At 71.6% G+C, this 24,065-nt stretch carries 22 protein-coding genes and 3 tRNA genes; 14 read left to right on the top strand and 11 right to left on the bottom strand.

Annotation, left to right across the window (positions count from 1 at the left end):
• Window positions 1–9: 9 nt before the first annotated feature.
• The 4 genes from purD to ABT360_RS10120 all read left to right on the top strand — a co-directional run bounded on the left by purD (window position 10) and on the right by ABT360_RS10120 (window position 6,527).
• Window positions 10–1,260 carry a phosphoribosylamine--glycine ligase gene (gene purD / locus ABT360_RS10135; RefSeq protein WP_351813468.1) on the top strand — a complete coding sequence of 417 codons (1,251 nt, stop codon included), beginning with the start codon at window positions 10–12 and terminating at the stop codon, window positions 1,258–1,260.
• Window positions 1,261–1,538: 278 nt separating this feature from the next.
• Window positions 1,539–3,482, top strand: coding sequence for a hypothetical protein (locus ABT360_RS10130; RefSeq protein WP_351813497.1), 1,944 nt, complete (start codon window positions 1,539–1,541; stop codon window positions 3,480–3,482).
• A gap of 155 nt (window positions 3,483–3,637) precedes the next feature.
• Window positions 3,638–5,098: a N,N-dimethylformamidase beta subunit family domain-containing protein gene (locus ABT360_RS10125; RefSeq protein WP_351813466.1), complete on the top strand. Its 1,461-nt coding sequence runs from the start codon at window positions 3,638–3,640 to the stop codon at window positions 5,096–5,098.
• A 529-nt stretch (window positions 5,099–5,627) separates the two neighbouring features.
• Window positions 5,628–6,527: a phosphoribosylaminoimidazolesuccinocarboxamide synthase gene (locus tag ABT360_RS10120; protein ID WP_351813464.1), complete on the top strand. Its 900-nt coding sequence runs from the start codon at window positions 5,628–5,630 to the stop codon at window positions 6,525–6,527.
• Window positions 6,528–6,570: 43 nt separating this feature from the next.
• On the opposite strand, the gene ABT360_RS10115 is transcribed toward ABT360_RS10120, so the two are convergent.
• The 8 genes from ABT360_RS10115 to ABT360_RS10080 all read right to left on the bottom strand — a co-directional run bounded on the left by ABT360_RS10115 (window position 6,571) and on the right by ABT360_RS10080 (window position 11,102).
• Window positions 6,571–6,643: transfer RNA gene (locus tag ABT360_RS10115), tRNA-Gly, on the bottom strand.
• Window positions 6,644–6,664: 21 nt separating this feature from the next.
• The gene (locus ABT360_RS10110; RefSeq protein WP_351813462.1) at window positions 6,665–7,279 is read right to left on the bottom strand and encodes a response regulator transcription factor; all 615 of its coding nucleotides are present in this window, start codon (window positions 7,277–7,279) and stop codon (window positions 6,665–6,667) included.
• A complete protein-coding gene (locus ABT360_RS10105) occupies window positions 7,276–8,547 on the bottom strand; it encodes a sensor histidine kinase (protein WP_351813460.1) in 1,272 nt (423 codons plus the stop codon). The genes ABT360_RS10110 and ABT360_RS10105 overlap by 4 nt, the downstream gene beginning before the upstream one ends.
• Window positions 8,548–8,569: 22 nt before the next feature.
• Window positions 8,570–9,343, bottom strand: coding sequence for an ABC transporter permease (locus ABT360_RS10100; RefSeq protein ID WP_351813458.1), 774 nt, complete (start codon window positions 9,341–9,343; stop codon window positions 8,570–8,572).
• Between the two features lies 1 nt (window position 9,344).
• Complete coding sequence (locus ABT360_RS10095; protein WP_351813456.1) at window positions 9,345–10,253, bottom strand: ABC transporter ATP-binding protein; 909 nt, start codon at window positions 10,251–10,253, stop codon at window positions 9,345–9,347.
• A gap of 172 nt (window positions 10,254–10,425) precedes the next feature.
• A tRNA-Gly gene (locus ABT360_RS10090) sits at window positions 10,426–10,498 on the bottom strand.
• Between the two features lie 79 nt (window positions 10,499–10,577).
• A tRNA-Gly gene (locus tag ABT360_RS10085) sits at window positions 10,578–10,649 on the bottom strand.
• 102 nt (window positions 10,650–10,751) lie between these two features.
• Complete coding sequence (locus ABT360_RS10080; protein WP_351813454.1) at window positions 10,752–11,102, bottom strand: histone-like nucleoid-structuring protein Lsr2; 351 nt, start codon at window positions 11,100–11,102, stop codon at window positions 10,752–10,754.
• Window positions 11,103–11,442: 340 nt separating this feature from the next.
• Between ABT360_RS10080 and purS the strand changes: the two genes are divergently transcribed.
• The 5 genes from purS (at window position 11,443) to ABT360_RS10055 (ending at window position 16,077) form a co-directional block, all read left to right on the top strand.
• Window positions 11,443–11,688 (top strand): phosphoribosylformylglycinamidine synthase subunit PurS, encoded by a 246-nt coding sequence (purS, locus tag ABT360_RS10075; RefSeq protein WP_073756364.1) that lies wholly within the window; start codon window positions 11,443–11,445, stop codon window positions 11,686–11,688.
• Window positions 11,685–12,365 carry a phosphoribosylformylglycinamidine synthase subunit PurQ gene (purQ, locus tag ABT360_RS10070; protein ID WP_351813451.1) on the top strand — a complete coding sequence of 227 codons (681 nt, stop codon included), beginning with the start codon at window positions 11,685–11,687 and terminating at the stop codon, window positions 12,363–12,365. The genes purS and purQ overlap by 4 nt, the downstream gene beginning before the upstream one ends.
• Window positions 12,365–14,614 (top strand): phosphoribosylformylglycinamidine synthase subunit PurL, encoded by a 2,250-nt coding sequence (purL, locus tag ABT360_RS10065; RefSeq protein ID WP_351813450.1) that lies wholly within the window; start codon window positions 12,365–12,367, stop codon window positions 14,612–14,614. The genes purQ and purL overlap by 1 nt, the downstream gene beginning before the upstream one ends.
• Window positions 14,615–14,728: 114 nt before the next feature.
• Window positions 14,729–15,229: an ArsR/SmtB family transcription factor gene (locus ABT360_RS10060; RefSeq protein WP_351813447.1), complete on the top strand. Its 501-nt coding sequence runs from the start codon at window positions 14,729–14,731 to the stop codon at window positions 15,227–15,229.
• Between the two features lie 20 nt (window positions 15,230–15,249).
• On the top strand, window positions 15,250–16,077 hold the full coding sequence (locus ABT360_RS10055; RefSeq protein ID WP_351813445.1) for a M23 family metallopeptidase: 828 nt from the start codon (window positions 15,250–15,252) through the stop codon (window positions 16,075–16,077).
• Here ABT360_RS10055 and ABT360_RS10050 read toward each other — a convergent pair.
• The gene (locus ABT360_RS10050; RefSeq protein WP_351813443.1) at window positions 16,065–16,469 is read right to left on the bottom strand and encodes a nuclear transport factor 2 family protein; all 405 of its coding nucleotides are present in this window, start codon (window positions 16,467–16,469) and stop codon (window positions 16,065–16,067) included. The genes ABT360_RS10055 and ABT360_RS10050 overlap by 13 nt on opposite strands.
• Window positions 16,470–16,555: 86 nt before the next feature.
• On the opposite strand from ABT360_RS10050, the gene ABT360_RS10045 reads away from it, so the two are divergent.
• The 4 genes from ABT360_RS10045 to purM all read left to right on the top strand — a co-directional run bounded on the left by ABT360_RS10045 (window position 16,556) and on the right by purM (window position 21,318).
• Window positions 16,556–17,362 (top strand): maleylpyruvate isomerase family mycothiol-dependent enzyme, encoded by an 807-nt coding sequence (locus tag ABT360_RS10045; protein WP_351813442.1) that lies wholly within the window; start codon window positions 16,556–16,558, stop codon window positions 17,360–17,362.
• 103 nt (window positions 17,363–17,465) lie between these two features.
• Window positions 17,466–18,347, top strand: coding sequence for an META domain-containing protein (locus ABT360_RS10040; protein WP_351813441.1), 882 nt, complete (start codon window positions 17,466–17,468; stop codon window positions 18,345–18,347).
• 325 nt (window positions 18,348–18,672) lie between these two features.
• Window positions 18,673–20,199: an amidophosphoribosyltransferase gene (purF, locus tag ABT360_RS10035; protein ID WP_351813440.1), complete on the top strand. Its 1,527-nt coding sequence runs from the start codon at window positions 18,673–18,675 to the stop codon at window positions 20,197–20,199.
• Between the two features lie 45 nt (window positions 20,200–20,244).
• Window positions 20,245–21,318 carry a phosphoribosylformylglycinamidine cyclo-ligase gene (gene purM, locus ABT360_RS10030; RefSeq protein WP_351813439.1) on the top strand — a complete coding sequence of 358 codons (1,074 nt, stop codon included), beginning with the start codon at window positions 20,245–20,247 and terminating at the stop codon, window positions 21,316–21,318.
• A 58-nt stretch (window positions 21,319–21,376) separates the two neighbouring features.
• Here the strand turns inward: purM and ABT360_RS10025 are convergent, their stop codons facing one another.
• Window positions 21,377–21,637, bottom strand: coding sequence for a DUF3073 domain-containing protein (locus ABT360_RS10025; protein WP_126886811.1), 261 nt, complete (start codon window positions 21,635–21,637; stop codon window positions 21,377–21,379).
• Window positions 21,638–21,950: 313 nt separating this feature from the next.
• Window positions 21,951–23,033, bottom strand: coding sequence for a Leu/Phe/Val dehydrogenase (locus tag ABT360_RS10020; RefSeq protein WP_351813437.1), 1,083 nt, complete (start codon window positions 23,031–23,033; stop codon window positions 21,951–21,953).
• 154 nt (window positions 23,034–23,187) lie between these two features.
• On the opposite strand from ABT360_RS10020, the gene ABT360_RS10015 reads away from it, so the two are divergent.
• Complete coding sequence (locus ABT360_RS10015; protein ID WP_351813435.1) at window positions 23,188–24,033, top strand: hypothetical protein; 846 nt, start codon at window positions 23,188–23,190, stop codon at window positions 24,031–24,033.
• Window positions 24,034–24,065 lie beyond the last annotated feature (32 nt).

Below are 24,065 nucleotides of genomic sequence, written 5' to 3'. Positions count from 1 at the left end.
CTGACTGGCGTGAAGGTCCTCGTCATCGGCGGCGGCGCCCGCGAACACGCCCTGTGCCGCTCTCTCTCCCTCGATCCCGACGTCACCGCTCTGCACTGCGCGCCCGGCAACGCCGGAATCGCGGAGGTCGCCGAGCTCCACCCGGTCGATGCCCTCGACGGCGCGGCCGTGGCCCGCCTGGCCGCCGACCTGGAGGCCGGTCTGGTCGTCGTCGGCCCGGAGGCACCGCTCGTCGCGGGTGTCGCCGACGCCGTACGGGCGGTCGGCATCCCCTGCTTCGGCCCCTCCAGGGAGGCCGCCCGGCTCGAGGGCTCCAAGGCGTTCGCGAAGGACGTGATGGCCGCCGCCGGCGTCCCCACGGCCCGTTCGTACGTCTGCACGACCCACGAGGAGATCGACGAGGCGCTCGACGCCTTCGGCGCCCCCTACGTCGTCAAGGACGACGGCCTCGCGGCCGGCAAGGGCGTCGTCGTCACCGGCGACATCGAGGAGGCCCGCGCCCACGCCCGCTCCTGCGACCGCGTGGTCATCGAGGAGTACCTGGACGGCCCCGAGGTCTCCCTCTTCGCGATCACCGACGGCACCACCGTGCTGCCGCTCACCCCCGCCCAGGACTTCAAGCGTGCCCTCGACGGCGACGAGGGCCCGAACACCGGCGGCATGGGCGCGTACTCGCCACTGCCCTGGGCCGACCCCAAGCTGGTCGACGAGGTCATGGCGAGCGTCCTCCAGCCCACCGTCGACGAGCTGCGCCGCCGCGGCACGCCCTTCCAGGGACTGCTGTACGCGGGCCTCGCGATCACCTCGCGCGGTGTACGGGTCATCGAGTTCAACGCCCGCTTCGGCGACCCCGAGACCCAGGTGGTCCTCGCCCGGCTCAGGACCCCGCTGGCGCGGGTCCTGCTGCACGCCGCCAACGGCACCCTCGACAGCGAGCCGCCGCTGACCTGGCGCGAAGACGCCGCCGTCACCGTGGTCGTCGCCTCGCACAACTACCCCGGCACGCCCCGCACCGGTGACCCGATCGAGGGCCTGGACGAGGTCGCGGCGAAGGACGCGCCCCACGCGTACGTGCTGCACGCGGGGACCAGGCGGGAAGGCGACGCGATCGTGAGCGCCGGTGGCCGCGTCCTGTCGGTCACCGCGACCGGCAAGGACCTCGCCGAGGCGCGGGAGCGGGCGTACGCGGCGGTCGGACGCATCCGGCTCGACGGCTCCCAGCACCGTACGGACATCGCGCGCAAGGCCGCCGGGGAGTGAACCCGGGGCGATCGCGGGAGTGAACCGCGTGGTTCGCTGAACCGTCTTCACCTTTGCCCAAAGCCATTCCATCGAGTGACGGCTGGCCCATCCGGATGACGCCCGCCGGTGCCCCAACTAGGGTGCCGCGCAAGCGTTCCGGCACTTGGCCCACCGGCATTGCGATGTCAGTGGTGGGTGCCACAGTGGGGGAGTGACCAACACCGCCGCGAGGCAGTCCGCCGCAGGGCAGAAGGGGGTGACGTACGGCCGTGTCCGATTCCGGTACTCGTTTCGGGATGGGTGAGGAGCGGGGTGCGCGGGCCGCGCACGCCCGAGCCCTGGCCGTGCTGCGGGTCCGCAGCAGGGCGCTGGCCGTGGCGTTGCTGCCCGCGGCCTTCGCCGTCGTCCTGCTGGCCGGTGGCGCCACGGGCCATCTCTCCGGTGCGGGCTGGGACGCGGCGCGCCGAGTGGTGTCGGTGCTCGCGGTGGTGGTGCTGCTGGCCGCCGTGGCGGTGGGTGCCGTGATCGCGCGGGCCCGGCCGGCGCTGACCCCGACGGTGGAGATCTCCCGGGAGTCGGCCCCCGACCTGTACCGGCTCGTGCAGGACCTGGCGGGGCGGCTGGATGTGCCGGTGCCGTCCGGCATAGCGCTGACCCCGGACTGCGACAGCTGGCTGGAGGACCGTACGCATCCGGCGCACGGCAGGCCGCCCATACCGGGCGTCCACCGCTCCGACACCCCGCCCGTCCTGGTCATAGGGTCGCCGTTCCTGTGGTGGATGCGGGTCGCCGAACTGCGGGCGGTGCTGGCCCCCGTCGTCGCCGGGACGGGACCGTCCGCGCAGCCCGACATAGCGGCGGCCCGACGTTTCGTCCGGGGCCTGGACGCGGCGGTCGCGGTGGCGGACCAGCCGGGCCTCGATCCGGTACGGCGCCTGGGGGCACGGTTCGTCGGCGCGGCGGTGCGGGTGCTGCTGCGCGGCTGCCGGGTGCACGCCGCCGAGATGGAGCGGGGCGTGGCGGCGGCCGCGTCGGAGCGTGCACAGGCTGTGGACTACGGCCTGCGGATCGTCGCCCAGGAGCAGGTCGGGCTGGCGTACGCGGGCTGGGACCGGCTGCTGACCCGGGTGGCCCTGCCCGCCTGGCGTATGGGTCGCTGGCCCTCCCGGCTGGACGCCGGCGTCGTCTCGGCGCTGACGGAGCTGTCGCGGCGCGACCGGCTGGCGGAGGGCTTCGCCTCCCGGCTGGGCGAGCGCCCCGCGTGCGACCTGCTCGAGGAACCGGGGCTCGTCGACGAGGCCACTTCGCTGCTCGCCGCCCGCCTCTTCCACGGCGGGCCCGCCGAGGTGGGTCCCGACTGGGCGCCGGTGGACTGGCAGCAGTACCCGGACGAGGTCGTCGACCGCAAATGGCGTACGGAGGCGGCTCGCCTCCACCGGGTGCTCGACCGTCTCGGCGTCGGCCGGGAGGACGATGCGACGCTGGCCCGCGTGATGGACCACCTGGCCACCGCCCGGACCGGCGAGACGCTCGCCGCCGCCATCACCGCCGAAGTCTCCCGCGAGGCCACGCACAGGGGCCCCGCGCCCGGCGCGGCCCCCGAGGCCGGCCCGTCCGCCGACACAGGCGCCTCGGCCCCCGCCCCCAGCGCAGCCCCCGCTCCCGGCGCGGCCCCCGCCCCCGGTGCGGCGCCCGACACCGCAGCGACCCCCGCCCCGAGCGCCACCCCCGCCCCGAGCGCGACCCCCGCCCCGAGCGCCACCCCCGCCCCCGGCGCGACCCCCGCCCCCAGCGCAGCCCCCGCCCCCACCCCCGCGCCCGCCTCCGGAACCCCCGCGCCCGCCTCCGGAACCTCCGCTCCCGCGCCCCCGGTGGCCTCCGCCGCGGCCCCGGTGGCTTCCACCCCGCCCCCCATGTCCGTCCCCGGAGACCTGGACCACGCCGCCTGGGGTCCGGGTGGCGACGCGCTGCCGCTGTTCCCGTTGCAGCCGCCGCGCAGTGGGCGGGAGCTGCTGGCCGACCACGTGACCGCCATGGTGTGCTGCGCCGCCGTCGACACCGCCGGCGCCGCGCCAGGGCTGGACTGGCTCGACGGGCCGACCCTGCTCGTGGGCGGAAAGCGCCACCCGGACCTCGGCGCCCGGGTCCTCAGCCTCATAGAGGACGCCGATCCCGAGCCCCTCCGCGCCTGGCTGGCGACCGTCGGCGTACGCCCCGAGAAGCCCGTTCGTCTCGTCTGAACGCCGTGTGGCCGATACGCGACCGGCGCGCCAGGAACGGAATGCGACGTTCCGTTCTCGCCAATTAACGACGAACGGTGACGGAGTGCGTGCGGTATGTGATGTGCTGGAGACCGGCACTGACAGTCGCGGGGGAGTCGAGGGAGGGGCGCAGCATGGGGGCGGAACAGACTCGGCGGTGGGAATCGGGGGCCCTCGCCCATGCCGTCACGGACCCGTTCGGCCAGGGGCCGCTGCCCTGGCTCCGCGGCAGCGAGCAGTACTTCGGCGACACCGGCCAGGTCGTCCCCTGGTACGCGGACCCCGCGCTCGCACGCGGTGGCCACGGCGGGCCTCGCTCCGCCGACGACGTACGCCGTCAGATCAAGGGCTTCTCCTCGGCCGGTGCGGTCGCCCCGGGTGAGGCGATCGACTTCCACATCACCGTGGACCCGCCCCAGCAGTTCTCGGTGGACATCTACCGGATCGGTCATTACGCGGGTGACGGCGCCGCCAAGATCACTACCAGCCCGCGCCTGGCCGGTATCGTCCAGCCGCCCCCGCTGACCGCGGACCGGACCGTCTCCTGCCACCACTGGTGGCTCTCCTGGCGGCTCCAGGTCCCGTCCTACTGGTCGATCGGCGCGTACGTGGCGGTTCTCACCACCGCCGACGGCTACCGCTCCCACATCCCTTTCACCGTCCGCGACAGCCACCCCGCGGACCTGCTCCTGCTCCTGCCGGACATCACCTGGCAGGCCTACAACCTCTACCCGGAGGACGGCCGCACCGGCGCCAGCCTCTACCACGCCTGGGACGAGGACGGCCGCCTGCTCGGCGAGGAGGACGCCGCCACCACCGTCTCCTTCGACCGTCCCTTCGCGGGCGCGGGCCTGCCCCTGCACGTCGGCCACGCCTACGACTTCATCCGCTGGGCCGAGCGGTACGGCTACGACCTCGCGTACGCCGACGCCCGTGACCTCCACGCCGGCCGTATCGACCCGACCCAGTACCGGGGCCTGGTCTTCCCCGGCCACGACGAGTACTGGTCGGTGCCCATGCGCCGCACCGTGGAGCAGGCCCGCGACCAGGGCACCTCTCTGGTGTTCCTGTCCGCGAACACCATGTACTGGCAGGTCGAGCTGTCGCCCTCGCCGTCCGGCGTCCCCGACCGCCTCCTCACCTGCCGAAAACGCCGCGGCCCCGGCAAGCCGGCCCTCTGGCGCGAGGTCGACCGCCCCGAGCAGCAGCTGCTCGGCATCCAGTACGCGGGACGGGTCCCCGAACCGCACCCCATGGTCGTCCGCAACGCCGACCACTGGCTCTGGGACGCCACCGGCGCCGGCGAGGGCGACGAGCTGCCCGGCCTGGTCGCCGGCGAGGCCGACCGGTATTTCCCGCGGACCGCCCTCCCGGAGCATCGGCGCCGCATCCTGCTCGCCCACTCCCCCTACCGGGACAGCGAGGGTGTCACCCGCCATCAGGAGACGTCCCTCTACCGGGCCCCTTCCGGCGCCCTCGTCTTCGCCTCCGGCACCTTCGCGTGGTCACCCGCCCTGGACCGGCCGGGCCATGTCGACCTCCGCATCCAGCGCGCCACGGCCAACCTCCTGGACCGCATCTGCAAACGCGACTGACCTGCGCCAACAGGGAGCGGTTTCCGGCCGCTTGGCTGATCTTGCTGGAATCCCCTGCTGCCGGTAGGTTCACCGCGTTCTCGCTCGATCAGCGACGTGTCGGGACGGCCAGGCGCCCCTCTACTCCTCGCGGCGCCAGGGTGGCGCCGTGGTCGCCCTCAGCAAGGCAAAGTCGTGCCTTTCGGAAACGCGGTCGGCCGCGTGGCCGCGGTTGGCAGGGCCGCGACGGCTCTGGTGCTCCCCTCGGCGGTCACCGCCCAGGCCGACGGCGACGGCACCGGCACCATCGGTGTCGACAACCGCCGGCGGCCGAAGCTCCCACCAGCGCCACTGCGCCCTTGAGTGACCGCACAGCACTACTTCCCTCGGTCCATCGGGTCTGCCCACCGGCTCGCCGCCGGGCTGTGTCCGCCCTGGTGCGCCGGCCGGATCGAGCCGACCGAGGCCCTGCGGCGCCTACCCGGGAACGCGCGGAATCCGCGGATGAGAGACAATCGGGCTGCCTTGGACCAAACCACGGGGAGGAACCGTGTCCGGATTCGTCGAAAAGCCCGAGCCAGCGGAGGTCCCGGGCCTGGTGCACCTGCACACCGGCAAGGTGCGCGACCTGTACCAGAACGAAGCGGGCGACCTCGTCATGGTCGCCAGTGACCGCATCTCCGCCTACGACTGGGTGCTGCCCACCGAGATCCCCGACAAGGGCCGCGTCCTCACGCAGCTCTCGCTCTGGTGGTTCGACCGGCTCGCCGATCTCATCCCCAACCACGTCATCTCCGCCGAGCTGCCCGCCGGCGCCCCCGCCGACTGGGCGGGCCGTACGCTGATCTGCCGGTCGCTGCGCATGGTCCCGGTCGAGTGCGTGGCCCGCGGCTACCTCACCGGCTCCGGCCTCGCCGAGTACGACGAGTCCCGTACGGTCTGCGGCCTCGCTCTCCCCGAAGGCCTCACCGACGGCTCCGAGCTCCCCGCGCCGATCTTCACGCCTGCCACCAAGGCGGCCGTCGGCGACCACGACGAGAACGTGTCGTACGAGGAGGTCGCCCGCCAGGTCGGCGCGGAGACCGCCGCGCAGCTGCGCCAGTCGACCCTCGCGATCTACTCCCGGGCCCGTGACATCGCCCGGGACCGGGGGATCATCCTCGCGGACACCAAGTTCGAGTTCGGCCACGACGGCGACGGCCTGGTCCTCGCCGACGAGGTGCTGACCCCGGACTCCTCCCGCTTCTGGCCGGCCGACTCCTGGGAGCCGGGCCACGCGCAGCCGTCGTACGACAAGCAGTACGTACGCGACTGGCTGACCTCGCCGGCCTCCGGCTGGGACCGCAGGAGCGAGCAGCCCCCGCCGCCCCTCCCGCAGCAGGTGGTGGAGGCGACCCGCGCGAAGTACCTGGAGGCGTACGAGCGGCTGACCGGCACGAGCTGGTCGTAGAAACGCGAAAGCCCCCGGCCGACCGGCCGGGGGCTTTCATCTGAGCGGACGACGAGGCTCGAACTCGCGACCTCAACCTTGGCAAGGTTGCGCTCTACCAACTGAGCTACGTCCGCATGCGCCGTAGCGCGAAACCACTATACCCAACCCCGCTCGCGAGCGAGACGCGCCGCCGTATGACGGTTCTCGGCGCCCAGCTTCGAGGCGGCCGACGACAGGTAGTTCCGCACGGTCCCGGGGGACAGGGACGCCCGCTCCGCGATCTCCGCGATCGGCGCCCCGTCCACCGCCAGCTCCAGCACCTCCGCCTCCCGGGCGGTCAGCGGCGAATCTCCGGCGGAGATCGCGTCGGCGGCCAACTCCGGGTCGACGTAACGGTTTCCGGAATGGACGGTACGGATGATCTCGGCGAGCCGCTGGGCGCTGACCGTCTTCGGCACGAAGCCCCGCACCCCCGCCGCGAGGGCCCGCTTCAGGTGCCCGGGACGCCCATGGCCGGTCACGATCATGGTCCGGCACCCGGGCAGCTCGACCCGCAGCGATGTGGCGACCTTCACACCGTCGGCGCCCGGCATCTGGAGGTCCAGCACCGCGACGTCCGGCCGGTGCGCCCGCGCCATGGCGAGCGCCTCGGGCCCGGAGGCCGCCTCGGCGACGACCACGAGATCGTCCTCCAGCCCCAGCAGGGCGGCCAGCGCGCCCCGTATCAGGTGCTCGTCGTCCGCCAGCAGCACGCGTACGGGGGCGGTCACCGCGCAACACCCGACGCGGCCGCCCCGGCAGCGGCCGCCCGCGCCGCCCCGACCGGCACCCGCGCCGTCAGCCGGAACCGCCCGCCGCTCACCGGCCCGGCCTCCAGCGTCCCGTCCAGCGCGGCCAGCCGCTCCCGCAGCCCGGCCAGCCCCGACCCCGACCCGGTCCCGGTCCCGGACCCGGTGCTCGCACCACCGTCCACGCCGTCGTTCTCGACCACCAGCACCGCGCACCCCCTCTCCGCACCCACCGACACGGACACCGACACCGAGCACCGCCGCGCGTCCCCGTGCCGCAGCACGTTCGTCGTGCCCTCCCGTACCACCCACGCGAGCGCCGACTGGACCCGTGCGGGCAGCTCCGCGTCCTCCGCCACCACGGTGCAGGTGATCCCTGCCGCCGCCAACACGCTCCGCGCACCCTCCAGTTCCGTGTTCAGGTCGGCCTCCCGGTAGGCCCGCACCACGTCCCGCACCTCGCGCTGGGACTCCTGTGCCATCCGCTGCACCTCGGTCATCTGGTCCACCGCCGCATCCGCCTTGCCCCGCCGCGCCAGCTGTACCGCCAGCTCGCTCTTCAGCGCGATCACCGACAGGTTGCGGCCCATCACATCGTGCAGGTCCCGCCCGAACCGCAGCCGCTCCTCCGCGACCGCGAGCCGCGCCTGGAGCTCACGTGCCGCGTCCAGCTCCCACACCGCCCGCAGCAGCCAGGCCGAGAACCCGCTGGTCGCGGCGAGGAACACACCCGCGATCAGGACACCGACCGCGAAGCCGCCCGCCACCCCCGGCCGCAGCCCGAGCCCGAGCCCGACCCCGGCGGTGCCGGCCCCGGCGGCCAGGACCAGACCGAGCATGTGCCGTGTCTTCGACAGGCACAGGACCAGTGCGGCAATACCGAAGCCCAAGGTCCCCACCACCATGGCGGCCACGGCCTCCCCGTGCCTGGCCCCGCCGAACCGGTACAGCGCCAGCGCCGCCGCGGCGAGCACGCACGAGGCCACTCCGTGCGCCGCCATGAGCCGGTGTGGACGGGCCCGCCGCCCGACGGTCCAGTCCAGGGCCCGGGACGCCAGCACGCCGCCCAGTACGGAGTGGGCGGCCACCAGCACGAAGAGCCACCCGCCCAGCGACGGTGGTGTCCGGGCCAGTACGCCGAGGCCGATCGAAACCACCTCGATCAGGACGAACAGGTGGTACGACCAACGGGTGTAGAGCTCGACCTTCTCCGGGTTGCTCCGCCGGCTCCACCAGCCCGTCAGCTTCATTCCCGTACCCCCCGAATCCGGTTCAGCGCCGTGGCTCCCAGCGGAACCACCGCTGCACAGCAAACCCCGAGATCACCGTCCAGGCCAGCGCCGTCAGTGCCGCACCCACCAGTTCCTTCGCGTCGCCCCCGCCGCCCAGCCAGCCGGCCCGTACGAGCGTCATCACGCCCGTCAGCGGCAGCAGTTCGCACAGCGAGGCGACCTTCTCCGGAAGTATCTCCAGCGGGACGAACAGCCCGGAGCCGATCGCCGAGATCAGGAACAGCGGCATGGTGGTGATCTGCGCGCTCTCCACGGTACGTGTGACCGCCGCGGTCGCCCCGGCGAGCGCGATCAGCATCACCACGCCCAACAGCACGCCGCCGACGAGGAGTTCCGGCCGCTGCGGCCCGCTCACGTCGAGGAACGCCACCCCCGCCACCACGATCAGCGCGCTCTGCGCCACCGCGAGCACGATCGCCGGCAGCGCGGTCCCGGCGAGGATCTCCCGGTCGGACGCCTCCCCCGTACGCAGCCGCTTGAGCACCAGTTCCTCGCGCCGGGCGACGTAGGCCGAGACGAGATTGAGGTAGACGACGAGGATCAGCATCATCACCACGCCACCGCTCAGCGCCGCCTCGATGGCGCTCATCCCGGCCCGGTCGAGGTCGACCCGGTCGAGCGACGACCGCAGCACCCCCACCATCAGCACGGGCATCAGCAGCGCCGTGAACAGCGCATACCGGTTCCGTACGAGGAGGGTGAGCTCGGCCCGTCCCAGCGCGCCCATACGCGTCGTCATCGTGGTCGCCGCCATGTCACACACCCACCGTTTCGTTCTGCGCGATGTCGAGGAAGGCCTCTTCGAGGGAGGCGGACCGGGCGTCGAGCCCTTCGAGCCGTACGCCGGCCTCACGGGCCCACAGCAGCAGTTCGCCGAGCGCGTCCTGGAGCTCGTGCGTCCGGATCTCGACCCTCCGTCCCGTCGCGGCGGCCCGCAGGGACAGCGGCAGCCGTCCGGCCGGAATGCCTTCGGGGAGGACGAAGCGGATCCGGGCGGGCCGCGTGGCCGTCACCTCGGCGGGCGTCCCGGCCGTCACGATCCGTCCCTGGTGCATGATCGCCAGCCGGTCGGCGAGCGCCTCTGCCTCCTCCAGGTAGTGCGTGGTGAGCAGTACGGTCGTGCCGACGTCCCGCAGCTGCCGCACCAACTCCCAGGTGTCGCGCCGTCCTTCGGCGTCCAGTCCGGTCGACGGCTCGTCCAGGAACAGCACCTCGGGCCGTCCGAGCAGGGCCAGCGCCAGGTCGAGCCGCCGCTTCTCGCCGCCGGACAGCTGCTTGACCCGTACCCGGGCCCGGCCGCCGAGCCCGACCATCTCCAGCGCCTCCCCGGCCGGTCGCGCACCGGTGGTGCATCCGGACCACATCCGTACGGTCTCGGTGACCGTCAGGTCGGAGGGGAAGCCGCCCTCCTGGAGCATCACCCCGATCCGGGGCCGGACGGCGGCACGTTCGGTGTACGGGTCATGGCCGAGGACCCGTACGGTGCCGCCGCTCGGGCGGGCGAGGCCCTCCAGCAGCTCCACGGTGGAGGTCTTTCCGGCGCCGTTCGTGCCCAGCAGGGCGAAGATCTCCCCCTGCGCCACGGAGAAGGTGATCCCGGTCACGGCCTCGAACCCGCCGGCGTAACTGCGCCGGACGTCCTCCGCGTCAATCACATTGGTCATGCCTCAAGGCTTCCGCCGCCCGCCCCGTGAGGGCAGGCCGCGCTGTCATCGGTCTGCGATGACAAATGTCAGCGAGCGGGAGGCAGAGCCGGAGGAAGAGCCAGAGGGGAGAGCCGGAGGAAGAGGAAACGCCGAAGGCCCCGGTCATGATGACCGGGGCCTTCGCACTCTGAGCGGACGACGAGATTCGAACTCGCGACCCTCACCTTGGCAAGGTGATGCTCTACCAACTGAGCCACGTCCGCATTGCTCCCGACCGGCTCTCACCGGGCGGTGCGAGCACCACTGTACCCGATCCACCGGAGTGGTTGGTACGTGATGCAGAGCGGGTGACAGGAATCGCACACTGCGCCTCCCCCCTGGAAGGGGGGTGTTCTACTACTGAACTACACCCGCACGCTCCGTGAGGTTCGGGCCTTTCGGCCTCGCCCCTCGGCGTGATCCAGACTCTAGCGGATCACCTGGGGTGGTGCGCAACTCGGTGCTCCGGGGGCTCGCTCAGCTCGCCTCGCGGAACGCCTCGTAGACCCGCTTGGGGATCCGGCCGCGGGCCGGGACGTCCATCTTGTTGGACTGCGCCCAGGCGCGGACCGCCGCCGGGTCGGGTTCGAGCGCGGTGCGCTTGTACGCGGCGCGGGGCTTGCCTGCGGCCGGACCTCCGGCGCCGCCGCTGCCGGACTGCCTGCGGCCGGCCGCCATGTACGGGGCGAGGGTCTTGCGCAGTTTCTTTGCATTGGCGGGATTGAGGTCGATCTCGTACGTCTTACCGTCGAGGCCGAAGGTGACCGTTTCCGCCGCTTCCCCTCCGTCGATGTCGTCGAAGAGCGTGACCACTACGCGCTGCGCCACGGATATCGGTCCTTTCCCGCGGTGTGCCGCCCTTGCCTGCCCGGCGTGACGTATGTCATGCCTGACGTGCGGCGATACCGGATTTACGGCTGTTGAGAGGCAATGTTGCTTTCCTCTGTATTCCTTTGTACAGCGGAACGCGTGACATTGTGAAGCCCAGCCAATTGCATCAGCGTGTCCTGCGGCAATGGCCGGGCTCATTTTTTCCCGGGATTTTTCCTGCCGGTTCCGGGGTTGTTCTCGCGCTCATTTGTAGGGACCTCCAGATGTCTACTCGCGTAGAATTTGGAGACAGGTACGCTGAGGGAACCGCCCACGCAACACACCACCGGGAGTGCCAGTGGCACGCGTCGTAGTCGACGTCATGCTCAAGCCGGAGATCCTCGACCCGCAGGGACAGGCGGTGCAGCGCGCACTGCCCCGCCTCGGTTTCGAGGGGATCGCCGACGTCCGTCAGGGGAAGCGTTTCGAGCTCGATGTGGAGGGGCCGGTCGATGACGCCGCGCTCGCCCGCATCCACGAGATGGCCGAGACGTTCCTCGCCAACACCGTCATCGAGGACTTCGTCGTGAAGGTGGAGTCGTGACAGCTCGTATCGGGGTCGTCACCTTCCCCGGCACGCTCGACGACCGGGACGCGCTGCGCGCGGTCCGGCTCGCGGGCGCGGAGCCCGTTCCGCTCTGGCACCGCGACAAGGACCTGAAGCAGGTCGACGCGGTCGTCCTGCCCGGCGGGTTCTCCTACGGCGACTACCTGCGCGCCGGTGCCATCTCCCGGTTCTCGCCGGTGATGGGGACGGTCATCGAGCAGGCCAGGGCGGGCATGCCGGTCCTCGGCATCTGCAACGGCTTCCAGGTGCTGACGGAGTCGCACCTGCTGCCCGGCGCGATGCTGCGCAACAACCACCTGCACTTCATCTGCCGCGACCAGAAGCTGCGGGTGGAGAACGCGGACACCGCCTGGACCGCCGATTACGCGCAGGGCCAGGAAATCCACATCCCGCTCAAGAACATCGACGGACGGTACGTCGCCGACGAGCGCACCCTCGACGAGCTGGAGGCCGAGGGCCGCGTCGTCTTCCGGTACCGGGACTTCAACCCCAACGGCTCGCTGCGGGACATCGCCGGCATCACCAACGCCGCGGGCAATGTCGTCGGCCTGATGCCGCACCCGGAGCACGCCGTGGAGCCGCTGGTCGGTACGGGCCGTACCGACGGGCTCGGTTTCTTCACCTCGATCCTCAAGAAGCTGGTCAACGTCTGATGAGCCTCGACACCGTCAAGCACGCCACCGAGACCCCCGACGTCGAGCAGCCGTGGGCCGAGCTCGGCCTGAAGCAGGACGAGTACGAGCGCATCCGGGAGATCCTCGGCCGGCGCCCGACCGGTGCCGAGCTGGCCATGTACTCGGTCATGTGGTCGGAGCACTGCTCGTACAAGAGCAGCAAGGTCCACCTGAAGCAGTTCGGTGAGAAGGCCCCCGAGAACGACGCGATGCTCGTCGGCATCGGCGAGAACGCGGGCGTCGTCGACGTCGGCCAGGGGTACGCCGTGACCTTCAAGGTCGAGTCGCACAACCACCCCTCGTACATCGAGCCCTACCAGGGCGCGGCCACCGGCGTCGGCGGCATCGTCCGCGACATCCTCGCCATGGGCGCCCGCCCGGTCGCCGTGGTCGACCCGCTGCGGTTCGGCGCGGCCGACCACCCCGACACCAAGCGCGTCCTTCCGGGTGTCGTCGCGGGCATCGGCGGCTACGGCAACTGCCTGGGCCTGCCGAACATCGGCGGTGAGGTCGTCTTCGACTCCTGCTACCAGGGCAACCCGCTGGTCAACGCCGGTTGCATCGGGGTGATGAAGCACGAGGACATCCACCTCGCCAAGGCGTCCGGCCCGGGCAACAAGGTCATCCTCTACGGCGCCCGCACCGGCGGCGACGGCATCGGCGGCGTCTCGGTCCTCGCGTCCGAGACCTTCGACGACACGAAGCCCACCAAGCGGCCCGCCGTCCAGGTCGGCGACCCGTTCCAGGAGAAGCTCCTCATCGAGTGCACCCTTGAGATCTTCAAGGAGAAGCTGGTCGCGGGCATCCAGGACCTCGGTGGCGCGGGCCTGTCCTGTGCGACCAGTGAGCTCGCCTCCGCCGGTACCGGCGGTATGCGGGTCGAGCTGGACACCGTGCCGCTGCGTGACGCCTCGCTCTCGCCGGAGGAGATCCTCATGAGCGAGTCGCAGGAGCGCATGTGCGCGATCGTCGAGCCGCAGCACGTCGACCGCTTCATGGAGATCTGCGAGAAGTGGGACGTCATCGCCACCGTCATCGGTGAGGTGACCGACGGCGACCGCCTGGAGATCTTCTGGCACGGCGAACAGATCGTGGACGTGCCCCCGGGCACCGTCGCCCACGAGGGCCCGACCTACCACCGCCCCTACGCCCGCCCGGAGTGGCAGGACGCGCTCCAGGCCGACGACGCCAACAAGCTGCCCCGGCCGTCTTCCGGCGGGGAACTGCGCGAGCAGGTCCTCAAGCTGGTCGCGCACCCCAACCAGGCCTCCAAGGCGTGGATCACCGACCAGTACGACCGGTTCGTGCAGGGCAACACGGTCCTCGCCCAGCCCGAGGACTCGGGCATGATCCGGATCGACGACGAGACCAACCTCGGCGTGGCGATCGCGACGGACGGCAACGGCCGGTACGCGAAGCTCGACCCGTACACGGGCGCGCAGCTCGCGCTGGCGGAGTCGTACCGCAATGTCGCCGCCTCGGGAGCCAAGCCGCTGGCGATCTCCGACTGCCTGAACTTCGGCTCGCCCGAGGACCCGGCGGTCATGTGGCAGTTCGCCGAGGCCACGCGCGGCCTCGCGGACGGCTGCCTGCAGCTCGGTACGCCGGTGACCGGCGGCAACGTCTCGCTCTACAACCAGACGGGCGAGGTGGCGATCCACCCGACGCCGGTCGTCGCCGTGCTCGGTGTGATCGACGACGTGAACCGCCGTACGCCGATCGCCTTCGCGGAGGAGGGCCAGCTCCTCTACCTGCTGGGCGACACGCGCGAGGAGTTCGGCGGCTCGGCCTGGTCCGAGGTCGTGCACAACCACCTCGGTGGCCTGCCGCCCAAGGTGGATCTGGACCGCGAGAAGCTGCTCGGCGAGATCCTGATCGCCGCCTCCCGGGACGGGATGATCGACGCCGCCCACGACCTGTCGGACGGCGGCCTCGTCCAGGCGGTCGTCGAGTCCTGCCTGCGCGGCGGGAAGGGTGCGCGCCTGATCGTCCCCGACGGGCTGGACGCGTTCACGTTCCTGTTCAGCGAGTCGGCCGGCCGCGCGGTCGTGTCCGTACCGCGCAGCGAGGAGCTCCGCTTCACCGACATGTGCGGCGCGCGCGGTCTGCCCGCGACCCGCATCGGTGTCGTGGACGGCGACGAGATCGACGTCCAGGGCGAGTTCAGCGTCGCGCTGAGCGAGCTGCGCGAGGCGCACGAGGCGACCATCCCGGGTCTGCTGGCCTGACGTATCCAGCAAGAGAGCCCCCGCCAGGACCCTGTGGTCCGGGCGGGGGCTTTCTCGTCCTCCGCTGCCCGCGTCCGCTTGCACGTGATTACGTAATTACGTATTCTCTGGATCATGGAGCTGGAGGAGCGCGTCGCGGAACTGGAGCGGCGCATGGCGGCGCTGGAGAGCGGCGACCGTGCCGCAACAGCCGTCGGCGAAGGCGACTTCTGGGCCCTGGAGGGCCTCAAGGCGCAGCTCGCCCAGGTGGGCGCCACCGACGGCGGGGTGCTGTTCACCGGCGCCGTACAGCTGCCGACGGGGGAGCAGTACGAGTGGCAGTACGGCGCCCTCACGGATGAGCAACTGGACGGCGACTGGACCGAGGCCGCCGAGTCCTTCGCGGCGCTCGGCCACCCGGTCCGCCTCCGGCTCCTGCGCGAGATCCTCGGCGGCCGGCGCACCGCCGCCGAGCTGGCCGCGCTGGAAGAGATCGGCACGACCGGCCAGATCTACCACCACCTGCGCCAACTGACCGGCGCGGGCTGGCTCCACACCGCCGGACGCGGCCGCCACGAGGTCCCACCGGGCCGTGTGGTGCCGCTGCTCGTGGCCCTGGCCACGGCCCGGCCCTGACCCAATCACGGGGGAACACCATGTCCATACGCAAGCTCGCCGCGACGGCCGCCAACCTCCTGTGGGTGCTGTTCGCCGCCCAGGCGATCGCCCGCATCTTCGTCGACCTGCCCTACAACTACTGGCTGGGCTGGCTCCCGGTGCTGGCCGCCGTCGCCATCGGCGTCGCGCTGCGGCGCACGGACGAGAGCCGTGACCCGGCCACGAGGCCGGACCCCGTCGCGGTGGACCCGCCGGTCGTCGGCACCTGGTCCGCCCTCAACAGCCCGGCCGACAAGGTGCCGAGCCACGGCACCCACGCGCTGGCCCAGACGTACGCCATCGACGTCGTGGCCGAGTCGGACAAGCACCCGAGGCCGCGGTTCGCCCCGCTGTGGCCCGTCGTCCGGCGCAACGGCGACTTCCCCGCCTTCGGCGCCCCGCTGCTCGCGGTCGCCGACGCCACGGTGGTGCACGCCGAGGACGGCCAGCGCGACCACCTCAGCCGCAACTCGCTGCCCGCGCTGCCGTACTTCCTGCTGGTGGAGGGCGTGTTCCGGTCGCTGGGCGGGCCACGGCGCATCATCGGCAACCACATCGTGCTGGACCTCGGTAACGGTACGTACGCGATGTACGCCCACCTCCGGCGCGGCTCGCTCCAGGTACGCCCGGGTGACCGGGTCGCCGCCGGGCAGCCGCTCGCCCGCTGCGGCAACTCGGGCAATTCCACCGAGCCGCACCTGCACTTCCAGCTGATGGACGGCCCCGACCCCCGTACCGCCGGCGGCGTGCCGTTCACCTGGCGCGGGATCGGCGTGCCGAAGAGCGGGGATATCTTCGCGGCGGAGCCCGTGGTCTACTCGGCCTGACCCCAGAAAGCGTCGGCTTCGCCGATGTCCTCGACGCACTCGTCGACGTCGGAGAACTTGCCGCCGATGAGGGTGACGAAAAGCCCGCCCTTCATCTCGATGCCCCGGTCACCACGGTCGCCGTGCCACTTGTGGACCGCCATGACGTGTCCTCGGCCATCGGCGAAGACGTCCCGCAGCTCCACCCGGAAGGTGCCGTTGGTCAGCTCCATGAGCTTGCCGAAGTGGGCCATCACGTTGTCACGGCCCTTGATGTGCCCGGACATCTGGCTCTCGCCGGGCGCATGGAATGTGCAGTCGCCCGTCATCAGAGAGGCGACCGTATCCATGTCCCCGTTGACGAACGCCTCGTATGCCTTGCGCACCAGCGCTGCGTCAGGGTGTTCAGCCATGATCCCTCCACCCCCCTCGTAACCCACTTACAGTCTCTGCCCCGCCCCTCCTCCCTGCCACACGGGAGCCGACTAGCCTCGGGTCCATGCCTCCCGCCAAGAAGCGTCCGCGTGCCTACGACCCCGCCAAGACCAGGGCCGCCGTGCTCGCGCAGTTCGACCACGTACGGCAAGGGGTCCTCACGCTCACGCCCGAGCAGCTCCGTCGGCCGACGCGGCTGGGGGAGTGGACGGTCCGCGAACTGGCCGCGCACATCACCATGGCGGTGCGTTCGGTCGTCCGGGGCGTGGCCGAGCCCCCGCCCGCCACCCGCGACCTCACCCTGCTGGAATGGCCGCTCGCCACCCGGAAGTTCGCCGGGGACGTCGACCACGACACCCGGGAGATCGCCGAGGCGGCGGCGGACACCCCGGGCGCGCTCGCCGCGCTGTACGAGGAGACCGGGCGGCAGCTCGCCGACGCGCTGGTCGCGGCACCGGACGAGCGGCTGATCACCACCCGCTTCGGCGGCGTACGCCTCGCGGACTTCCTGGTGACCCGTACCGTCGAGCTGATCGTCCACACCGACGACCTGAACGACGCGACCGGGCTCACCGTCCCGTACGACCGCCAGGCGCTGGCCGCCTGCACGCGGCTGCTCGCCGACGCGCTCGCCGTCAAGGCGCCGGGAGGCTCGGTGGAGGTGCGGGTGCCGCCGTACGCGGTGGTGCAGTGCGTCGAGGGGCCCCGGCACACGCGCGGTACGCCGCCCAATGTCGTCGAGACCGACCCGCTGACGTGGGTCCGGCTCGCCACGGGACGCACGACCTGGTCCGAGGGCCTGTCCACGGCGCAGGTCCGGGCGAGCGGCGAACGGGCGGACCTGTCGGCCCACCTCCCGGTCCTCGGCTGAGAGGGCCGGGCCGCTGAGACGCCGGGCGCCCCCCGAACGGCCCCCGAACGGCCCCCGAACGGAACCGGGGCCCCACCCGGTCCGTCCCATCACCATGCCGACCATGCCGAAGAAGCAGCCGCCGCACCTCACCGGGGCCGCCGCCGCGTTCGTCCCGCTCCTCGCCCTCGCCCTCACCGCCTGCGGCACCCAATCCGGAAACGGGTCGGGCGCGGGCGACGGCAGCACCTCCGTACGCCCCGACGTGCCGGTCACCGGCGTGCACTGGACCGTCGAGAGCGTCACCGTCGACGGCAGGAAGACCGCCGCCCCGGCCGGCGCCCATGTCGCGATCGACGCCAAGGGCCGGGCCAAGGGCAACTTCGGCTGCAACCACTTCAACGCCAGGGCCACCGTCCAGGGCGACACGGTCACCCTCAGCGACACGGGTATGACCGAGATCGGCTGCCCGGAGCCCCTCCAGGGGTTCGAGGACGCCCTCAGGTCCGCCCTCACCGGCACGCTCAAGGCCAGGCTGACGGACGGCCGGCTGACGCTGACCAGCGCCGACGGCGACACGATCCGGCTCAGCGAGCAGCCCCCGGCGCCGCTCGTCGGGACCAGGTGGACGGTGAACTCGCTGGTCTCCGGCGAGGCCGCCACCTCCTTGCCGGCCGGCACCGAGGGCAAGGCGTCCTTCGTGTTCGGCAAGGACGACTCCGTACGCGGCACCCTGGGCTGCAACCAGTTCAACGCCCCGGTCACCACCGACGGCTCGACGATGACGTTCGGTCGTGTCACCACCACGCGCAAGCTGTGCGCCGGGCCGCAGATGGAGCTGGAGCGCGCCCTGCTCAAGGCCATGACGGGCAAGGTCACCTACCGGATCGACCACCGCAGCCTGACGGTCACCGCGCCCGACAAGACGGGCTTCGCGGCGAGTGCGCAGCCGACTGCGCGGCCGAGTGCGGAAAACCGGACGACAACCGCTCCTCCCGCGCAGTAGCATCCGGCCCCGCTGCGAGGTCCGTCACACCGCCCGAGCCCCGCGGCGGACCGAGAACTCCGCCGGACCCGCCGCCGGACCCCCCGCCGGATCCTCCGACGGTCCACCGCGGCCCCTGGCCGACCCGGGGCCGACTCCACTCAGGCCCTGGTCAGCGCTTGATCGGCGCCCGCCCGGCGCCCGTTCGGTGTCCGACCGGGGCCTGACCAGCAGCGGGCCGCGGGACCGCGCGGCGGAGAAGCAACCGGAATGAACGGCTCCTAGGGTTCGCACCCCGGCCGTCCCCAATTCGGACCAGTGGTCGATCTCGCCTACACTCGGTGGCGTGCCACGTGGTGACGGTCGACTCAATCACGATCTGCTTCCCGGCGAAAAGGGCCCCCAGGACGCTTGTGGCGTCTTCGGTGTCTGGGCTCCGGGTGAAGAGGTCGCAAAGCTCACGTACTTCGGGCTCTACGCCCTCCAGCATCGGGGCCAGGAATCCGCGGGAATCGCGGTCAGCAACGGCTCCCAGATCCTCGTCTTCAAGGACATGGGCCTGGTCTCCCAGGTCTTCGACGAGACTTCCCTCGGTTCCCTCCAGGGTCACATCGCGGTCGGTCACGCCCGCTACTCGACCACCGGCGCCTCCGTGTGGGAGAACGCGCAGCCGACGTTCCGGGCCACCGCCCACGGCTCCATCGCGCTCGGCCACAACGGCAACCTGGTCAACACGGCCCAGCTCGCCGAGATGGTCGCCGACCTCCCCAAGAAGGACGGCCGCGCCACGCAGGTGGCGGCCACCAACGACACCGACCTCGTCACCGCGCTCCTCGCGGGCCAGGTCGACGACGACGGCAAGCCCCTGACCATCGAGGAAGCCGCCGCCAAGGTGCTCCCCGAGGTCCTGGGTGCCTTCTCCCTCGTCTTCATGGACGAGCACACCCTCTACGCCGCCCGTGACCCGCAGGGCATCCGCCCGCTGGTCCTCGGCCGCCTGGAGCGCGGCTGGGTCGTCGCCTCCGAGTCCGCCGCCCTCGACATCTGCGGTGCCGCCTACGTCCGCGAGGTCGAGCCGGGCGAGCTGATCGCGATCGACGAGAACGGCATCCGCACCTCGCGATTCGCGGAAGCGAAGCCCAAGGGCTGTGTCTTCGAGTACGTGTACCTGGCGCGCCCGGACACCGACATCGCCGGCCGGAACGTGTACCTCTCCCGGGTGGAGATGGGCCGCAAGCTGGCCAAGGAAGCCCCCGCCGAGGCCGACCTCGTCATAGCGACGCCCGAGTCCGGCACGCCCGCCGCGATCGGGTACGCGGAGGCCAGCGGCATCCCCTTCGGCGCGGGCCTGGTGAAGAACGCGTACGTCGGCCGGACCTTCATCCAGCCGTCCCAGACCATCCGCCAGCTGGGCATCCGCCTGAAGCTGAACCCGCTGAAGGAAGTCATCAAGGGCAAGCGCCTGGTGGTCGTCGACGACTCGATCGTCCGCGGCAACACCCAGCGCGCGCTGGTCCGGATGCTCCGCGAGGCCGGGGCCGCCGAGGTCCACATCCGGATCTCCTCCCCGCCCGTGAAGTGGCCGTGCTTCTTCGGCATCGACTTCGCCACCCGCGCCGAGCTGATCGCCAACGGCATGACGGTCGAGGAGATCGGCAAGTCGCTCGGCGCCGACTCCCTCTCGTACATCTCCCTCGACGGCATGATCGAGGCCACCACCATCGACAAGCAGAAGCTGTGCCGCGCCTGCTTCGACGGTGAGTACCCGATGGAACTGCCGGACCCCGAGCTGCTCGGCAAGCAGCTCCTGGAGACCGAGCTGGCCGCCGGACCGGCCGCCACGGCCGCGGCCGACGCCCTCCGTCGCCCGTAGGACCACCCGCAATCCCTGCAGTACGACACGAAAGTTCTCACAGTCATGTCTGAGACTGAGACCACCGGTGCCAGCTACGCAGCCGCGGGCGTCGACATCGAAGCGGGCGACCGCGCCGTCGAGCTGATGAAGGAGTGGGTGAAGAAGACCCAGCGCCCCGAGGTACTCGGCGGCCTCGGCGGATTCGCCGGCCTCTTCGACGCCTCCGCCCTCAAGCGCTACGAGCGCCCGCTGCTGGCCTCCGCCACCGACGGTGTCGGTACGAAGGTCGACATCGCCCGTCAGATGGGCGTCTACGACACCATCGGCCACGACCTGGTCGCGATGGTCATGGACGACATCGTCGTCTGCGGCGCCGAGCCGCTGTTCATGACCGACTACATCTGCGTCGGCAAGGTCCACCCCGAGCGGGTCGCCGCCATCGTCAAGGGCATCGCCGAAGGCTGCGTCCTGGCCGGCTGCGCCCTCGTCGGCGGCGAGACCGCCGAGCACCCCGGACTGCTGGGCCCGGACGACTTCGACGTCGCGGGCGCCGGTACGGGCGTGGTCGAGGCCGACCGGCTGCTGGGCGCCGATCGCATCCGTACGGGTGACGCGGTGATCGCCATGGCCTCCTCCGGCCTTCACTCCAATGGGTACTCGCTCGTACGCCATGTGCTGTTCGACCGCGCGGGCATGCGCCTGGACCAGCAGGTCGAGGAGTTCGGCCGGACGCTCGGCGAGGAGCTGCTGGAGCCCACCAGGATCTACTCGCTGGACTGCCTGGCACTCACCCGGACCACCGATGTGCACGCGTTCAGCCACATCACCGGCGGTGGCCTCGCCGCGAACCTCGCCCGGGTGATCCCGGACGGGCTGCACGCCACGGTCGACCGGTCCACCTGGGCCCCGGGCGCGGTGTTCGACCTGGTCGGCACGGCCGGTCAGGTGGAGCGCCTGGAGCTGGAGAAGACGCTGAACATGGGCGTCGGCATGATGGCCGTCGTCCCCGCCGAGTCCGTCGATGTGGCGCTGACCACACTCGCGGACCGGGGCGTCGACGCCTGGGTCGCCGGTGAGATCACCGAGCGCGGCGAACACACCACGGGCGCGACCCTGACCGGTGAGTACGCCGTCTGAGCAGCACAGAACCCGGTCCGGGGCGGGGCCCCGGACCGGGCTCAAGTGAGTTCAGGCGTCAAGCACCGCGACGCTGGGACGACGGACCGGACTCCTCGTCCTCGTCATCGTCGTCGTTGTACAGCTCCGCGTAGCGGGCGTACGGGTCGTCTTCCTCGTCGTCGTCCTCGAAAGGCTCGCCATTAGGCGGCTGCGAGAGCGGTTGCGGAGTAGAAGCGCCCAGCTCGCTGGCCAGACGCGACAGGTCAGTCCCGCCGCTGTTGTACTTCAGCTGGCGGGCGACCTTCGTCTGCTTGGCCTTGGCCCGGCCGCGCCCCATGGCTCGACCCCCTCGGTGACGGGGCTCGACGGCCCCAGAGTCTTGACACGCGTTCATGAGTCGGAACGGACTCTCCGCGGAGAGACCGGCCCGTAGGGCTTCAACGGTACCTGCTTCCGCGGCCATACGGTACGCCGCCCGCATGACGCGCCCCGGAGCAAGACCGACGAGGAGCCCCGTCCTCGCTGGTCAGCTGCGATTTTAACCTCTTCTCGGCAGTCGACCCGCCGACCGGCGTGAGCCATGTCTCGCTGTGGGCGGACACGGTCACGGCGGTCGGCGGGTCGACGCTGTCAACCACGGCTCCCGCGGGTTACCCGCGACGTGCCTCCGCCATGCGCTGCTCGGCGATCCGGTCGGCCGCCGCGGCCGGCGGAATCCCGTCTTCCTTCGCACGTGCGAATATTGCCAGCGTGGTGTCGAAGATCTTCGAGGCCTTCGCCTTGCACCGGTCGAAGTCGAACCCGTGGAGCTCGTCGGCCACCTGGATCACGCCACCGGCGTTGACGACGTAGTCGGGTGCGTAGAGGATCCCGCGGTCCGCGATGTCCTTCTCGACGCCCGGGTGCGCGAGCTGGTTGTTGGCCGCGCCGCACACCACCTTCGCCGTCAGTACGGGCACGGTGTCGTCGTTCAGCGCCCCGCCGAGCGCACAGGGGGCGTAGACGTCCAGGCCCTCGGTGCGGATCAGCGCGTCGGTGTCGGCGACCACGGTGACCTGCGGGAACTTGTCGGTGATCCGGCGCACCGACTCTTCCCGTACGTCCGTGATGACGACCTCGGCGCCGTCCTCCAGCAGGTGCTCCACCAGGTAGTGGCCGACCTTGCCGACGCCCGCGACGCCGACCTTGCGGCCGCGCAGCGTCGGGTCGCCCCAGGCGTGCTGGGCGGAGGCGCGCATGCCCTGGAAGACGCCGTACGCGGTGAGGACCGAGGAGTCGCCGGCACCGCCGTTCTCGGGGGAGCGGCCGGTGGTCCAGCGGTTCTCCCGGGCGATGATGTCCATGTCAGCCACATAGGTGCCGACGTCGCAGGCCGTGACGTACCGGCCGCCGAGCGAGGCCACGAACCGGCCGTACGCCAGCAGCAGCTGCTCGGTCTTGATCAGCTCAGGGTCACCGATGATCACGGCCTTGCCGCCGCCGTGCTCCAGACCGGCCATGGCGTTCTTGTACGACATGCCCCGGGACAGGTTCAGCGCGTCGGCGACGGCGTCTTCCTCGGAGGCGTACGGGTAGAAGCGGGTACCGCCGAGGGCGGGGCCCAGGGCGGTCGAGTGGATGGCGATGACGGCCTTCAGGCCGGAGGCGCGGTCCTGACACAGCACGACTTGTTCGTGGCCGCCCTGCTCCGATCGGAACAGGGTGTGCAGGACGCCGTCGGTCACATCGGTCACGGTGGTGACTCCCAAGTACGAAGCGGCGGAGGAGGCCCTCCTGCGGGTGGGGGAGGACCTTGACGGCAAGAGAGTAAGTCCTACCTGCGCGTAGATGAGAGCCAGTGCGGCGGATCACCCCCTCGCGGAGTACGGGCGTGGAAGGATTCGTGACATGCCAGCCGTCTCCTCGGTCCCCGTCCCGTACGCGTCGTACCTGCGCGTGTACGAGCCGTTGGCGGCCTTCCCGGAGCCGGAACGCGGCCACTGGGCCCGCTACGCGCGCCGGGGCACCTCCCCGACCGCCCAGGACGAGCTGCGCCGCTCGCTGGCCGACCTGCTGGCCACGCCGCCGGTCGCGGTGCCCGTGCACGAGAGCGCCGACGCCTTCGTGGTGGAGGTGGACGGCGTGGTGTGCGTGTGCCCGTGGCGGACGCGGCTGCGCGGGTGGCTGGCCCTGGAGGAGCTGCCCGGCACGCTGCCGCCGGCGGTCCTGGACGCCGCGCTGCCGCCGGTGGTGCGGGGCCAGGCGGAGGCGGACTACGAACGGTGGCGGGAGCGGAACCCGGACGCGCGGCCGTGGATCCGTACGGCGCTCTGGCAGGTGCCGGTGCGGTGGTTCGCGCTGTTCTCGGACGAGGAGCGGGATTACGTCGCGTCCGGCGGCCCCGGGAAGGCGCCGGGCCTGCGCTACCGGACGCCGATGGTGCAGGCCCGGCGGCGGGTGGCGCGGGCGCTGAAGACGCTGCGCGACGCGCTGGACGAGGGACCGCTGACCGAGGGCCTGGTGGACGTGGGGCGGTGGCTGGAGGAGTTCCACCCGCGGTCGCTGGTCGAGCTGGACTACGGCGGCCTGGTGCACGCCCTGCCGGAGGAGTTCCTGGCCGAGGACCGCTCGGCGGCGGACGTGGCGGCGGGCCTCGCGGCACTGCGTTCCGGTGACGGGGCGGCGGCGGGAGAGGCGTACGAGCGGCTCGACGAGCGGTGGCGATCGGTGAGGAACCGGCAGCACGCCAACTGAGGTCGTGCTCATGGAGTGAGGTCCCCGCCCCT

The sequence above is a fragment of the Streptomyces sp. NPDC000229 genome, assembly GCF_040300825.1.
Taxonomy (GTDB): Bacteria; Actinomycetota; Actinomycetes; order Streptomycetales; family Streptomycetaceae; genus Streptomyces.
Note: the sequence above shows the minus strand (reverse complement) of the source record. Positions and strands in the feature narration are given on the sequence as shown.